The organism is Streptomyces sp. A18, from assembly GCF_059026065.1.
In genome coordinates this window covers 103699-116911 of sequence record NZ_JBWLKL010000007.1, presented here as the reverse complement: position 1 = coordinate 116911, position 13213 = coordinate 103699, and the positions used below count along the sequence as shown (strand labels likewise).

At 71.1% G+C, this 13213-nt stretch carries 11 protein-coding genes; 9 read left to right on the top strand and 2 right to left on the bottom strand.

The genetic code is table 11. From position 1 onward, the window contains the following. The first annotated feature begins 153 nt into the window (after positions 1–153). The 9 genes from AC5P1C_RS14295 to AC5P1C_RS14255 all read left to right on the top strand — a co-directional run bounded on the left by AC5P1C_RS14295 (position 154) and on the right by AC5P1C_RS14255 (position 9126). Entirely contained in the window at positions 154–954 is an 801-nt protein-coding gene (locus AC5P1C_RS14295; RefSeq protein WP_493866160.1) for a crotonase/enoyl-CoA hydratase family protein, read from the top strand. 139 nt (positions 955–1093) lie between these two features. Continuing rightward, positions 1094–2053: a Zn-ribbon domain-containing OB-fold protein gene (locus tag AC5P1C_RS14290; RefSeq protein ID WP_493866159.1), complete on the top strand. Its 960-nt coding sequence runs from the start codon at positions 1094–1096 to the stop codon at positions 2051–2053. Further along, positions 2054–3130, top strand: a complete 1077-nt coding sequence (locus tag AC5P1C_RS14285) for a thiolase family protein (RefSeq protein WP_493866158.1) — start codon at positions 2054–2056, stop codon at positions 3128–3130. Positions 3131–3138: 8 nt separating this feature from the next. Further along, the gene (locus AC5P1C_RS14280) at positions 3139–4305 is read left to right on the top strand and encodes a thiolase family protein (protein ID WP_493866343.1); all 1167 of its coding nucleotides are present in this window, start codon (positions 3139–3141) and stop codon (positions 4303–4305) included. 107 nt (positions 4306–4412) lie between these two features. Next, entirely contained in the window at positions 4413–4676 is a 264-nt protein-coding gene (locus AC5P1C_RS14275) for a DUF397 domain-containing protein (RefSeq protein WP_493866157.1), read from the top strand. Between the two features lie 166 nt (positions 4677–4842). Further along, positions 4843–5736: a universal stress protein gene (locus AC5P1C_RS14270; protein ID WP_493866156.1), complete on the top strand. Its 894-nt coding sequence runs from the start codon at positions 4843–4845 to the stop codon at positions 5734–5736. A gap of 211 nt (positions 5737–5947) precedes the next feature. Then, a complete protein-coding gene (locus AC5P1C_RS14265; protein WP_493866155.1) occupies positions 5948–6070 on the top strand; it encodes a hypothetical protein in 123 nt (40 codons plus the stop codon). A gap of 85 nt (positions 6071–6155) precedes the next feature. After that, positions 6156–6656: a hypothetical protein gene (locus tag AC5P1C_RS14260; protein ID WP_493866154.1), complete on the top strand. Its 501-nt coding sequence runs from the start codon at positions 6156–6158 to the stop codon at positions 6654–6656. Between the two features lie 136 nt (positions 6657–6792). Next, complete coding sequence (locus AC5P1C_RS14255) at positions 6793–9126, top strand: glycoside hydrolase family 95 protein (RefSeq protein ID WP_493866153.1); 2334 nt, start codon at positions 6793–6795, stop codon at positions 9124–9126. A gap of 74 nt (positions 9127–9200) precedes the next feature. Here the strand turns inward: AC5P1C_RS14255 and AC5P1C_RS14250 are convergent, their stop codons facing one another. Both AC5P1C_RS14250 and AC5P1C_RS14245 read right to left on the bottom strand, forming a co-directional pair. Next, positions 9201–11216, bottom strand: coding sequence for an N-acetylmuramoyl-L-alanine amidase (locus tag AC5P1C_RS14250; protein ID WP_493866152.1), 2016 nt, complete (start codon positions 11214–11216; stop codon positions 9201–9203). 640 nt (positions 11217–11856) lie between these two features. Beyond that, positions 11857–13050 carry an ROK family protein gene (locus AC5P1C_RS14245; RefSeq protein WP_493866151.1) on the bottom strand — a complete coding sequence of 398 codons (1194 nt, stop codon included), beginning with the start codon at positions 13048–13050 and terminating at the stop codon, positions 11857–11859. Positions 13051–13213 lie beyond the last annotated feature (163 nt).

Sequence of the window (13213 nt, the reverse complement as noted above, 5' to 3'; positions counted from 1 at the left end):
TGGGAAGGGTGCTCGTCGAAGAAATCTGACTGACTGTCAGAAAACTCTTGAACTGGCTCCCCGCCTACTGCAACCTGTTCCAGGTCCGAAGCCGACAGCAGATGGTCGACGCAGGCCGGCCGTTGACGAGCCGTTATGAGAAGGAGCACGGCTATGGGTGGGACGGAACATCTCGCTGTGCAGCGCGAAGGCGCCACACTGATACTCACGCTCAACCGGCCGGAGGCGAAGAACGCGCTCTCGCTGCCGATGCTGGTGGGCCTCTACGACGGGTGGCTGGCCGCCGACGCGGACGACGAGATCCGCTCCGTGGTGCTCACCGGAGCGGGCGGCGCCTTCTGCGCGGGCATGGACCTCAAGGCACTCGCGGGCAAGGGCATGGGCGGTGACCAGTACCGGGACCGGATGAAGGCCGACCCCGATCTGCACTGGAAGGCGATGCTGCGCCACCACCGCCCGCGCAAACCCGTCATCGCCGCGGTCGAGGGGTACTGCGTCGCGGGCGGCACGGAGATCCTCCAGGGCACCGACATCCGCGTCGCGGGCGAGTCCGCGACGTTCGGGCTCTTCGAGGTCAAGCGCGGCCTGTTCCCGATCGGCGGCTCGACCGTGCGACTGCCGCGCCAGATCCCTCGTACGCACGCCCTGGAGATGCTGCTCACCGGGCGCCCCTACTCGGCGGCCGAGGCCGCGTCGATCGGGCTCATCGGGCACGTCGTCCCGGACGGCACCGCCCTGGAGAAGGCCCTCGTCATCGCCGAGCAGATCAACGCGTGCGGGCCGCTGGCCGTGGAGGCGGTCAAGGCGTCCGTGTACGAGGCCGCGGAGATGTCCGAGGCGGACGGGCTTGCTGCGGAGTTGAAGCGGGGGTGGCCCATCTTTGACACCGCCGACGCGAAGGAGGGCTCCAGAGCCTTTGCGGAGAAACGGCCCCCGGTGTTTCGGCGCACGTAGGTCTCGTTTCGCCTGCGGGCCCGCCGTGGCTGGTCGCGCCCACGCGGCGGAGCCGCATATCGATACAGCCCCGCGCCCCTGACGGGGCGCTCCTCTGACGGGGCGCCCTCCAGTCCCGTCCTCACAGGGAGTTTTGCTGATGGCATCCGCCCCCGTACCCGAAGTGCTTCGTGCGCCTCTCGTCGTCGAGTTTCCGTTCACCCGCTCCCTCGGGCCCGTGCAGAGCGCCTTCCTCACCGGGCTGCGTGAACGCACCGTACTCGGCGTGAAGACCACCGATGGGCGCACCCTCGTCCCGCCCGTCGAGTACGACCCCGTCACCGCCGACGAGATCCGCGACCTGGTCGAGGTCTCCGCCACCGGCACCGTCACCACCTGGGCCTGGAACCACGAACCCCGCAGGGGGCAGCCCCTGGGCACCCCCTTCGCCTGGGTCCTGGTGAAGCTCGACGGCGCCGACACCGCTCTGCTGCACGCCCTGGACGCGCCGGGGCCCGATGCGGTCAGGACCGGCATGCGCGTGCGCATCCGCTGGGCCGCCGAACGCACCGGCGCCATCACCGACATCGCCTGCTTCGAGGCGTACGACGGGGCGTCGGGCGGTGAAGCCACCCCGCACGACGGGCAGTTCAGTGACCCCGTCACCGGCATCGTCGCCCACGCGCGCCTCGACTACACCTACGCGCCGGGCCGCGCCCAGACCGCCTACATCAAGGCACTGTCCGACCAGAAGACCGTCGGCGAGCGCTGCCCCTCCTGCCACAAGGTCTACGTCCCGCCCCGCGGCGCCTGCCCCACCTGTGGCGTCGCCACGACCGAGCGGGTCGAGGTCGGGCCGCGCGGCACAGTGACCACGTACTGCATCGTCAACATCAAGGCGAAGAACCTCGACATCCAAGTGCCCTACGTCTACGCGCACATCGCCCTCGACGGCGCCGACCTCGCCCTGCACGCCCGCATCGCGGACATCCCCTACGACCAGGTGCGGATGGGCCTGCGTGTCGAGCCGGTGTGGACCGAGGGCGCCCGCTTCCCCGACCACTACCGGCCCACGGGCGAGCCGGACGCCGACTACGACACGTACAAGGAGCTGGTGTAGATGCCGTCCGCGAAGCCGTCCGTGATGCGGCCCGTCCGGGACATCGCCATCGTGGCCTTCGGGCAGACCGACCACCTGCGCTCCACCGACGAGCTCTCCGAGGTGGAGATGCTCATGCCGGTCCTGCACCAGGTCCTCGACGCCACCGGCCTGAAGACCAGTGACATCGGCTTCACCTGTTCCGGGTCATCGGACTACCTCGCCGGGCGCGCCTTCTCCTTCACCATGGCGCTCGACGGGGTCGGTGCCTGGCCGCCGATCTCCGAGTCGCACGTCGAGATGGACGGGGCCTGGGCGCTGTACGAGGCGTGGACCAAGCTGCTCACCGGTGAGGCCGACACCGCGCTCGTGTACTCCTATGGCAAGTCGTCCCCCGGATCGGTGCGTGACGTACTGACCCGGCAGCTCGACCCGTACTACGCGGCGCCTCTCTGGCCGGACTCGGTCGCCCTCGCCGCCCTCCAGGCGCAGGCGCTGATCGACGCGGGGGACACCGACGAGCCCGCGCTCGCCGGTGTCGCGGCGCGCAGCCGCCAGGACGCGTCCGCCAACTCGCATGCGCAGGTGAAGGGTTCGGTTCCGCAAGGGGATTACGTCGTACGTCCCCTCCGGACCGGTGACTGCCCGCCGATCGGCGACGGGGCCGCGGCCGTGATCCTCGCGGCGGGGGAGCGGGCCCGTGACCTGTGCGAGCGGCCCGCGTGGATCCGCGGCATAGACCACCGCATCGAGGCGCACAGCCTCGGCGTGCGTGACCTCACCGACTCGCCCTCCAGCCGCCTGGCCGCCGAGCGGGCCGGTGCCTTCGAACGGCCCGTGGACACCGCCGAGTTGCACGCGCCGTTCACCTCCCAGGAGGTCGTCCTGCGCAAGGCGCTGAAGCTGGGCGACGACGTCTCGGTGAACCCGTCCGGGGGCGCGCTTGCCGCGAACCCCGTCATGGCCGCCGGCCTGATCCGGCTCGGTGAGGCCGCCGCCCGCATCCACCGGGGCGAGTCGGACCGGGCCCTGGCACACGCCACGTCCGGTCCTTGTCTGCAGCAGAACCTGGTCGCCGTCCTCGAAGGAGATGCGTGATGAGTGAGGTGGGCAAGGAGCCCGTGGCCGTCGTCGGGATCGGCCAGACCAAGCACGTCGCCACCCGGCGGGACGTCTCGATCGCGGGACTCGTCCGCGAAGCCGCTCAACAGGCACTGACAGACGCCGAGTTGACGTGGGCCGACATCGACGCCGTGGTCATCGGCAAGGCGCCCGACTTCTTCGAGGGCGTGATGATGCCCGAGCTGTACCTCGCCGACGCGCTCGGCGCGGTCGGCAAACCGATGCTGCGCGTCCACACGGCGGGCTCCGTCGGCGGCTCCACGGCACTGGTCGCCGCCAACCTGGTCGCGGGCCGCGTCCACGGCACCGTACTGACCCTCGCCTTCGAAAAGCAGTCGGAATCCAACGCGATGTGGGGGCTCTCGCTCCCCGTCCCCTTCCAGCAGCCGCTCCTCGCGGGCGCGGGCGGCTTCTTCGCCCCGCACGTGCGCGCGTACATGCGGCGCACCGGCGCGCCGGACACGGTCGGCTCCCTCGTCGCGTACAAGGACCGCCGCAACGCCCTGAAGAACCCCTACGCCCACCTGCACGAGCAGGACATCACCCTGGAGAAGGTCCAGGCCTCGCCCATGCTCTGGGACCCGATCCGCTACTCCGAGACCTGCCCGTCCTCCGACGGGGCCTGCGCGATGATCCTCACCGACCGTGCGGGTGCGGCCCGTTCACCCCGCCCGCCGGCCTGGATGCACGGCGGTGCGATGCGCAGCGAGCCGACCCTCTTCGCGGGCAAGGACTTCGTGTCGCCGCAGGCCGGCAAGGACTGCGCGGCCGACGTCTACCGGCAGGCGGGGGTCACGGACCCGCGGCGCGAGATCGACGCCGTGGAGATGTACGTGCCGTTCTCCTGGTACGAGCCGATGTGGCTGGAGAACCTGGGCTTCGCCGCGGAGGGCGAGGGCTGGAAGCTGACCGAGTCGGGCGTGACGGAGCTGGACGGCGATCTCCCCGTCAACATGTCGGGCGGCGTCCTGTCCACCAATCCCATCGGCGCCTCCGGGATGATCCGCTTCGCCGAAGCGGCACTTCAGGTGCGGGGCCAGGCCGGCGAGCACCAGATCGACGGGGCCCGCAGAGCGCTCGGGCACGCCTATGGAGGCGGCTCGCAGTTCTTCTCCATGTGGCTGGTCGGCGCGGAGCCGCCCACGACGTGAAGGGTCCGTCGTGCCGGACAGGCGGCCGTCCTCCTTCCGCGGCCTGTCCGGTACCGGAACCGAAAGCTAGGCTGGCGGGCGGACGACGCATCGGGAGGAGCACGGACGTGGCCGAAGGCACCATTCAGCAGCATCCGCTCGCAGGTCAGCAGCGCCCGCTCGCGGGCTGGGACAAGCCGGAGCTCGACCTGAGCACAGCGGACTGGCGATCGAGCAGCGAGGGGCGGGGTGATGTGGAGATCGCCTTTGTCGAAGGCTTCATCGCGATGCGCAACGCCGGTCGGCCCGAGAGCCCGTCCCTGATCTTCACTCCTGCGGAGTGGGGAGCGTTCGTGCACGGCGCACGGGCCGGGGAGTTCGATCTGACGTAGGCCGTGTGGGGCGTTGTGCCCCTTGTCTCCGGCTGTCGCGGCCGCTCGTGGCGCGCGCCGTGTTGACCTGGTGACTTTGGACTCTGCGCCTGGCCCGCCTCCTGGACGAGGCGGGGCCGGGAGCAGTGCCGGTCGACCGTGGCCTTGCGCCGGAGACGAGGAAGCCATGAGTGACACTGCGCCCGTTGAACCCGTTGTGGTGGCCGTCGACGGGTCGGCCGGCAGCGACCATGCCCTGGAATGGGCGCTGACCGCCGCCCGGCTGCGGCGCGCGCCGCTGCGGATCGTGCATGTGCGGCAGTACGCGATGCCGCTGGCCGACGGCCCGCACATGCCGGCCATCGATCACCGCCGAGAGGCCGACCCGGTCATCGACCGGACACGCCGATCCCTGGAAAGGCGACCGGAGCTGCCTTCCTTGAGCTTCGAGGTCGTGGAGGGCGCCCCCGGGCGTGACATCCCGAAGCTCGGTGACGGGGCGCAGCTGCTGGTCATCGGGTCACGCGGGCGTGGCGGGTTCACCAGTCTGCTGCTCGGCTCGAACGGGCTTGCGTGCGCGCGGGACGCGGCCTGCCCGGTGGTGGTGGTGCGACCGGGCGACGAGCCCATGGCGGGCGCCGAGCCATGCGTGGTGCTCGGGCTCGACGCGCTCTCCCCGCACGACGAGACGATCGGCTTCGCCTTCGCCGAGGCGGCACTGCGGGGCGCCGTGCTCCGGGTGGTCTGCGCGTACCCGGGGCCCGTGCTCGTCTACACGGCCACCGGCGACTTCGTGACCTCGGCGGAGGCGGACGCGGCGACCGCGGCGCAGTACACGGAGCTCGCCGGCGAGCAGCTCGCCCCCTTCCAGGAGCGGTATCCGCAGGTGCGGGTCGAGCGGGAGGTCCTGCCGGGGGACGCGGCGGGGTCGTTGGTGGACGCGTCGCGGGACGCGGAGCTCGTCGTGGTGGGGCGGCATCGGAGCCGGATGCCGTTGGGGCGCCTGATGGGGTCGGTGACCAACGCGGTGCTGTTGCACGCCAGAGGTGCGGTGGCTGTGGTGCCTCCCCAGTCCCAGTAGCGGGTGCTCGGGCCGGCGGGCTTTGACCGAACGCCCCGCCGGCCGGAGTGCATGCCCCGCCAACACCCCATCGCTGTGGCCGAATCGGCTCCCTGCGGGCCCCGCGGGCGCAATCTGAAGTGCCTGAAGGCCGAGGCATGCGCAGCAGGAAGGCAGTCCAGTGCGGTGCCGACGGCTTAGCCGTGAGCCTGCCGCCCGCAGCGCCGACGAGGTGCACACCGACGAGGCGGCCGTCGTCCGGCTGCTTTCCGCCGTGTACCGGAAAGTGGGAACGGATCACTCCGGTCTTGCCGCCGCGCTCGGCGCCCCCGCACCCCCGCTGACCTCGCGCTGAACACGGGGCCCGCCCCCGGAAGGCCCCGCGCGGACCGGCGCCGCCCCCGCGCCGACAAGCACCGCGGGCCACGTACCATTGGCGCATGTCCTTCCTCCGCCGCCGCAGCTCCGCCACTCCCGCTGGCCCGGACTTCGATGTCCTCGCCATGGACCCGGGTGACTGGCCCGGCAATCTCGGCGCGGGCCTGCTGCCCGCCCCCGACGGCAGCTGCCAGGGCGTCTTCCTGCGCTACGACCTCTTCGGCGGGCGCGGTCCCGCGATGATCATCGGCAATCTGCCCGAGGGATCACCGGCGCGCGAGACGGCCGACGACGAGGTGCCCTTCGAGGTGGCCCAGCTGCTGCTGGCGCTGGAGAACGACGAGGAGATCACCGTCGTCACCACCGAGGACATGCCGGTGATGCAGGGCGACAACCTCCTGATCGTGCGCCGTCTCAAGCTCTCCGAAAGCCGTATCTCCTGTGTGCAGTTCGACCGCAGCGACGGCGTCCTTGTCACCATCGCCGCCTGGGACCGGCCGATCACCGACGATCTGTACGCCCTCCTGAAGCCGCTGCCCGCGGAACTCTTCCAGCAGGGCTGACACTCCCGGCACCACCGACGTCCACCGACCCACCCCTTCTGCCGGAGGGGTGGGTTTTGTCATGTGCCTTGCCAGGCCAGTCATCGGACGTTTAACGTGACCGGTCATGACTCCCGGGATCTCGCGAAGGACCACGATGAAGTCCGCCGTAGGCGGAGCAGCCGTACTGGCAGCAGGCGGAGGCGTGCTCTCTCGTACGGCGACCGCAGCCGAGGGGCGACGCGACACATCCGATGAATTGCTGCTCTGGTACGCGGCGCCCGCCGCCGACTGGGAGCGCGAGGCCCTCCCCATCGGCAATGGCGCACTCGGTGCCATGGTCTTCGGCACCCCCGCATCCGAACAGCTCCAGTTCAACGAGAAGACCCTGTGGACCGGCGGCCCCGGCTCCCGCGAGGGATACGACCACGGCAACTGGCGCGAGGCCAGACCCGGTGCCCTCGACGCCGTGCGCAAGGAGCTGGACGAGAAGGGTGGCCTCACCCCCGACGCGGTCGCCGCCGATCTCGGTCAGCCCCGCCGCGGCTACGGCGCCCACCAGACCTTCGGCGATCTGCACCTCGACGTGGCGGGCGCACCGGACGCGCCCGACGCCACGTACCGCCGCACCCTCGACCTCCGCAGGGCCCTCGCGACCGTCACGTACACCCACCAACAGGTGCGCCACGAGCGGGAGTTCTTCGCCTCGTACCCCGACGGTGTGCTCGTCGGACGCCTTACCGCGGACCGCCCGGCGAGCGTCACCTGCACCCTGCGGTACACCTCGCCCCGTGCCGACTTCACCGCGAAGGCGGACGGCGACCGAATCGCCGTACGCGGTGAACTCGCCGACAACGGCCTGCAGTTCGAGGCGCAGCTGCGCGTAGTCCACCGAGGCGGCACGCGCTCGGCGAACGCGGACGGCAGCATCACCGTCAGCGGCGCCGACCACGTCTGGTTCGCGCTCGCCGCGGGAACCGACTACGCCGACACCTACCCCGACTACCGCGGCGACGACCCGCACGCCGACGTCACCCGCACCGTCGACCAGGCCGTAGCCAAGGGCCACGGCGCGCTCCGCGCCGCCCATCTGCGCGACCACGGCGAGTTGTTCGGCCGCGTCGCCCTCGACATCGGCCAGGCCGCGCCCGCCGACGTGCCGACCGACCAGCTGCTCAAGGGCTACGGGGGAGGGTCGAGCCCCGCCGACCGCGCCCTTGAAGCACTCTTCTTCCAGTACGGCCGCTACCTCCTCATCGCCTCCTCCCGCGCGGGCTCGCTGCCCGCCAACCTCCAGGGCGTGTGGAACAACAGCACCACCCCGCCCTGGTCGGCCGACTACCACACCAACATCAACCTCCAGATGAACTACTGGCTCGCGGAGGCCGCCAACCTCGCCGAGACCACCGCCCCCTACGACCGCTTCGTCGAGGCGCTGCGCGCGCCGGGCCGGCGTACGGCGAAGGAGATGTTCGGCTCGCGGGGCTGGGTGGTGCACAACGAAACGAACCCCTATGGCTTCACCGGCGTCCACGACTGGTCGACCTCCTTCTGGTTCCCCGAGGCGGCCGCCTGGCTCACGGCGCAGATGTACGAGCACTACCGCTTCGGAGGCTCCACGGAGTACCTGCGCTCGACCGCCTATCCGGCGATGAAGGAGGCTGCCGAGTTCTGGCTCGACAACCTCCGCACCGATCCGCGGGAGGGCACGCTCGTCGTCACCCCGAGTTACTCGCCCGAGCACGGCGACTTCACCGCGGGCGACTCCATGGCCCAGCAGATCGTCCACGACCTGCTCACCAACACCCTGGAGGCCGCCCGCGTCCTCGGTGACTCCGCGGCCTTCCGCGCCGATCTCGAGAAGACCCTCGGCAAGCTCGACCCCGGCCTGCGCGTCGGCTCCTGGGGTCAGCTGCAGGAGTGGAAGGCGGACCTGGACGACAAGACCGACGACCACCGGCATGTCTCCCACCTCTACGCCCTGCACCCCGGACGCCAGATCCAGCCCGGCAGCCGGTGGGCCGACGCCGCGAAGGTCTCGCTCACCGCGCGCGGCGACGGCGGCACCGGCTGGTCCAAGGCCTGGAAGGTCAACTTCTGGGCGCGGCTTCGCGACGGCGACCACGCGCACAAGATGCTCGGCGAGCAGCTCAAGTCCTCGACGCTGCCCAACCTCTGGGACACCCACCCGCCGTTCCAGATCGACGGCAACTTCGGGGCGACCTCAGGCATCGTGGAGATGCTCCTGCAGAGCCAGTTCGACGTGATCGAGGTGCTGCCCGCGCTGCCCGCGAGCTGGCCCGAGGGGTCGGTACGCGGGCTGCGGGCGCGCGGCGGGGCACGCCTCGACGTCGAGTGGTCGGGCGGGCGGGCCACACGCATCGTGCTCATCGCGTCGCGCACCCGCGAACTCACCGTGCGCAGCGGTCTGTTGAAGGGCGGGGAGAAGACCTTCAAGGCGCGGGCGGGGCAGCGCTACGTCTTCGACTGAGTCCCTTGGGGCCACACACATGCCGGGGCCGGGCCCGCCCCCACGCGGACCCGGCCCTGACAGCCCCGGTGGCTCTAGGAGCCCGACCGCACCACTCGCACGTCGGCCGCCCGCACATACGCCACGCGGTGCCCGAACTGGACCTCGTAGTACATGTCCTTGCCGCGCACCACCTTGTGCGGCGCCGTGTCGAACGTCGGCGCGTAGAAGTACTCGCCCGGCACCTTGTCGCCGATCGCGTACTTCTGTCCCGCGAGGAGCTTGTACGGCAGCGGCGTGACCGGCTGCACCGGGACGCCCGCCGGGTAGGCAGCCTTCTCCGGGTAGGCGCGTCCGTACACGGGGATCTCCTTGGCGTCGCCCTTCGGCGTCACCACGAGCCCCGACGCGTCGACGGCCGTCGGCTGCTTCTTCGGGTTCTTGAACCAGGCCTTCTGGCCCAGGTACCACACGGCGGTCCAGTCGCCCTTGCGGTCGGCGACCGCGTACTGCTGACCGGTGGACAGGCGCGCGCCGGTGTCGTTCACACCGATCGTGGAGTCGCCGCCGCCGGGCCTCAGGCCGATGTCCTTGATGAGCGGCGCGTCGTCACGCGGCTCGGTGTGCACGCGCACGGCGGCGGAACCGTGCGGCACGCACTTGTCGCCCGGCTTGACGCAGCCCGTGTACTCCGGACGGTTCTTGGAGTACGTGGGAGCCACGGTCACCAGACCGCCGTTCGGGCCGGCCGTGCGCTTGAACGGCTTGCCCATCAGCGTGAAGTAGTGCTGCCAGTCCCAGTACGGGCCGGGATCGGTGTGCATGCCCGCGATCGTCGACGGCAGCGTGCCCGGGACGTTGTCGTGGCCGATGATGTGCTGGCGGTCCAGCGGGATGTCGTACTTCTTGGCGAGGTACTTCACCAGGCGCGCCGACGACCGGTACATCGCCTCCGTGTACCAGGTGTCGGGCGCCGTCAGGAAGCCCTCGTGCTCCAGACCGATCGACTTGGAGTTCACGTACCAGTTGCCCGCGTGCCAGGCGACGTCCTTGGCCTTCACGTGCTGGGCGATGTGGCCGTCGGTGGAGCGCAGGGTGTACTGCCAGGACACGTACGTGGGGTCCTGCACCATGTTGAGGACGCCTTCCCAGCGGCCCTCGGTGTCGTGGACGACGATCGTGTCGATGCTCTGGCTCCCCGGCCGGTTCGACAGGTCGTGGTTGCCGTAGTCGTCGTTGCCGTCCGGGTCCTTGAACTCCTCGTACGGCGCCGGGATCCACTCGCAGGACACGGTCGACGGGCACTCGGTCTCGCCCTTCGGGGCCTTCCGCAGCCCCATGGACCGCACCTGCGCGGCGTCCGGCTCCAGACCGCCGACCGGCGCGAGGGCCACGTGCTGGCCGTCGTCCGTGGTGCGCTCCTGGCCGTCCTTGATGACGGCGAAGACGTCATTGGCGTACGTCGCCGCGGTGGCCTGGTCGTCCGCGCCGGAGAAACGGGCGATCGCGCCGTACCAGTCGGCCGGGTCGTCACTCAGCGGCTTGCCGAGCTTCTTCTGCGCGGCGGCGAGCAGGGCGGCGCCGCCGCGGACGTTGGCGGCAGGGTCGGTGCGCAGCTGCTCGGTGGACTGCCCGCTCAGCTCGGCCGCGCGGGGCAACGTCTTGAGTCGGGACGGCAGTTGGGAAATCTCCGGCACCTTGGCCGTGAACTCCTTCGGCTTGAGGACGCCGCGGGACGCGTCGCCGCGCGGGTCCTCGTCGCCCTCGCTGTGGTGCGGGGCCCCGGCGATGGCGGAGCGTGCGTCGGTGAGGTGCATCGGGCCGTAGCCGCCGGTGACGCTCGGCGCGCCGCCGTGCGCGTCCCAGCGGGACTGCAGATAGGACACTCCGAGCAGGACGCTCTGCGGTACGCGGTATTCGGCGGACGCGGCCGCGAAGGCGCCCTGCAGCCCGTCCGAGGACGCCTGGGCGGGCGCACCCGGCGACGATGAGGAGGAGGACGGGGCGGCACCGAGCAGCGGAAGCAGCAGGCCGGCGGAGACAAGGGCGCCCGCGGCCCTGACGGCGCGTCTGCGCGCGGCAGGGGTACGGGCGGTGGCGGATCCTCGCAATGCAGCCTCCTGGGACGGTGAAGCGTGATGGGGCGTGCGGGGCCGGGCGTGCGTCAGTGGTACCGGCTCTCCGACGATCCGTCAATCATGCCCAGGGGACGGGATTTCCCATGTCAGCGCCGGTCCCGGCGGGTTTCGCCCCGGGAGGCCGCACGGCCTGCGGCGCGTCAGTGGATTGGACCAATGAGCAGCACGAACACCACGCCGACGGGTGGACGGACCGCCCGCGGCGTCAGAGGTTCGGTCCACCTGTTCGGGGGATGGGGGCTGGGATGGGCGGGCGCCGGGACGGGCGGCGGACGGGCGCGGGGATGGCAGTCGGCCTCACGGCCGCAGCGTCGCGAACGCCCGGTCGACAAGAGCGTCCCGTTCCGTGGGTGAGCAGCCCTCCGACGGAGTGCCTGATGACGGCCGGTTTCCGCTCCAGGCCGTCGATCAGGCCCGCCAGGTGATCGGCGATCCGCCCCAGCGCGAAACCGGCGGGCTCGAAGTGGGCCTTCCACAGGTCCCAGCTGCTGGGCAGCATAGGCCGAAGTTGGGGCGCAATTGACCCTGTCGTATGGGGCAGTTGGCGCTATGGCCGGAGTTGCATGGTGCTTGTCCACGCGGACCGGGGTGCTCGTGCTGGGCCTGACGCCTTTCAGCGTGCCGCGCCCGCCAGGGCCCGGTCCACCTGCCGCGGGGACAGCGCATGCTCGACCGCGAGGATGCCCGCGCCGATCGCCGCCGCGTTCTCGCCGGTGCGGCTCGGCTCGATCCGCAGCACATGCGTGGCCAGCGGATGCGAGCGGCGGTACACCGCTTCCCGTACGCCCGCGAGGAGTTGGTCGTGGACGGCGGCCAGCGCGCCGCCGACCACCACCGTGTCCGGGTTGAAGAAGTTCACCAGGCCCGCGAGCACCTCGCCCACCGCGCGGCCCGCCTCGCGCACCATGCGTACGGCATCGCGGTTGCCGGATTTCACCAGGCCCACGACGTCGCTGCCCGAGGTCGCCTGCAGGCCGAGCTCGGAGAGCTTGCGGGCGATCGCCGCGCCGCCCGCGACCGCCTCCAGACAGCCGGAGTTGCCGCACCGGCAGGGCTCCTCGATGTCGCCGACCCGGATGTGCCCGATGTCGCCCGCGCTGCCCTGCGCGCCCCGGTGCAGCCGGCCGTCTGCGACGATGCCGCAGCCGATGCCCGTGCCCACCTTGATGTAGAGCAGATAGCGCGTGTCGGGGAAGGCGCGGCGCTGCTCGGCCAGCGCCATCACGTTCACGTCGTTGTCGACGAGCGCCCGCGGGCCGAACCGCTCGGCGAAGAACTCCGGGATGGGGAACTGGTGCCAGCCCGGCATGATCGGCGGATCCACCGGGCGGCCCGTCGAGAACTCCACGGGTCCCGGCACCCCGACCCCGATGGACTGCAGGGACGCGGGGTCGCGTTCGGCCTCCTCGAGGAGGGCGTGCAGCGTGCGCTCGACGTGGCCCAGGACCTCCTGGGGCCCGTCCGCGATGGAGAGCGGGTCCTCGCGCAGGGCCAGCATCTCGCCGCCGATGTCCAGCAGGGCGACCCGGCAGTGCGAGGCACCCAAGTCGACGCCCGCGACGGCGTGTTCGCGTGTGCGCAGTCGAAGGCGGCGCGGTGGCCGGCCGCCCGTCGACCCGCCGTCCGCCTCTTCGGTGAGGAAGCCGTGCGCGATCAGCGCGTCCACCCGCTGCGACACCGTCGACCGCGCGAGCCCCGTCACACGGGCGATGTCGGCGCGGGTCTCCGCCGCTCCCGTCCGGAGCAGGGCGAGGACTTCGCCGGGTGACGACGGCAGGGAAACGGGGTGATCCGGCGCTCCAGACATGGCAGCCACCATAGGGACGAGTTTCGCTGCTCACAAGGCCGATGGTGTTCGACGATCGACCTAAGTCATCGTCAACTCGCTTGTGGAGAAAGCTGCTTGAGACCTTGACAGGTCAAAGTTCGCTCATCACATTGCTCTGCAGACCGCTGCCGAAGGAGCCGAG

What these genes read in the sequence shown, in the direction of transcription:
- AC5P1C_RS14295 (WP_493866160.1), top strand. Translation starts at nt 154, where the DNA reads ATGGGTGGGACGGAACATCTCGCTGTGCAGCGCGAAGGCGCCACACTG.
- AC5P1C_RS14290 (WP_493866159.1), top strand. Translation starts at nt 1,094, where the DNA reads ATGGCATCCGCCCCCGTACCCGAAGTGCTTCGTGCGCCTCTCGTCGTC.
- AC5P1C_RS14285 (WP_493866158.1), top strand. Translation starts at nt 2,054, where the DNA reads ATGCCGTCCGCGAAGCCGTCCGTGATGCGGCCCGTCCGGGACATCGCC.
- AC5P1C_RS14270 (WP_493866156.1), top strand. Translation starts at nt 4,843, where the DNA reads ATGAGTGACACTGCGCCCGTTGAACCCGTTGTGGTGGCCGTCGACGGG.
- AC5P1C_RS14260 (WP_493866154.1), top strand. Translation starts at nt 6,156, where the DNA reads ATGTCCTTCCTCCGCCGCCGCAGCTCCGCCACTCCCGCTGGCCCGGAC.
- AC5P1C_RS14255 (WP_493866153.1), top strand. Translation starts at nt 6,793, where the DNA reads ATGAAGTCCGCCGTAGGCGGAGCAGCCGTACTGGCAGCAGGCGGAGGC.
- AC5P1C_RS14245 (WP_493866151.1), bottom strand. Translation starts at nt 13,050, where the DNA reads ATGTCTGGAGCGCCGGATCACCCCGTTTCCCTGCCGTCGTCACCCGGC.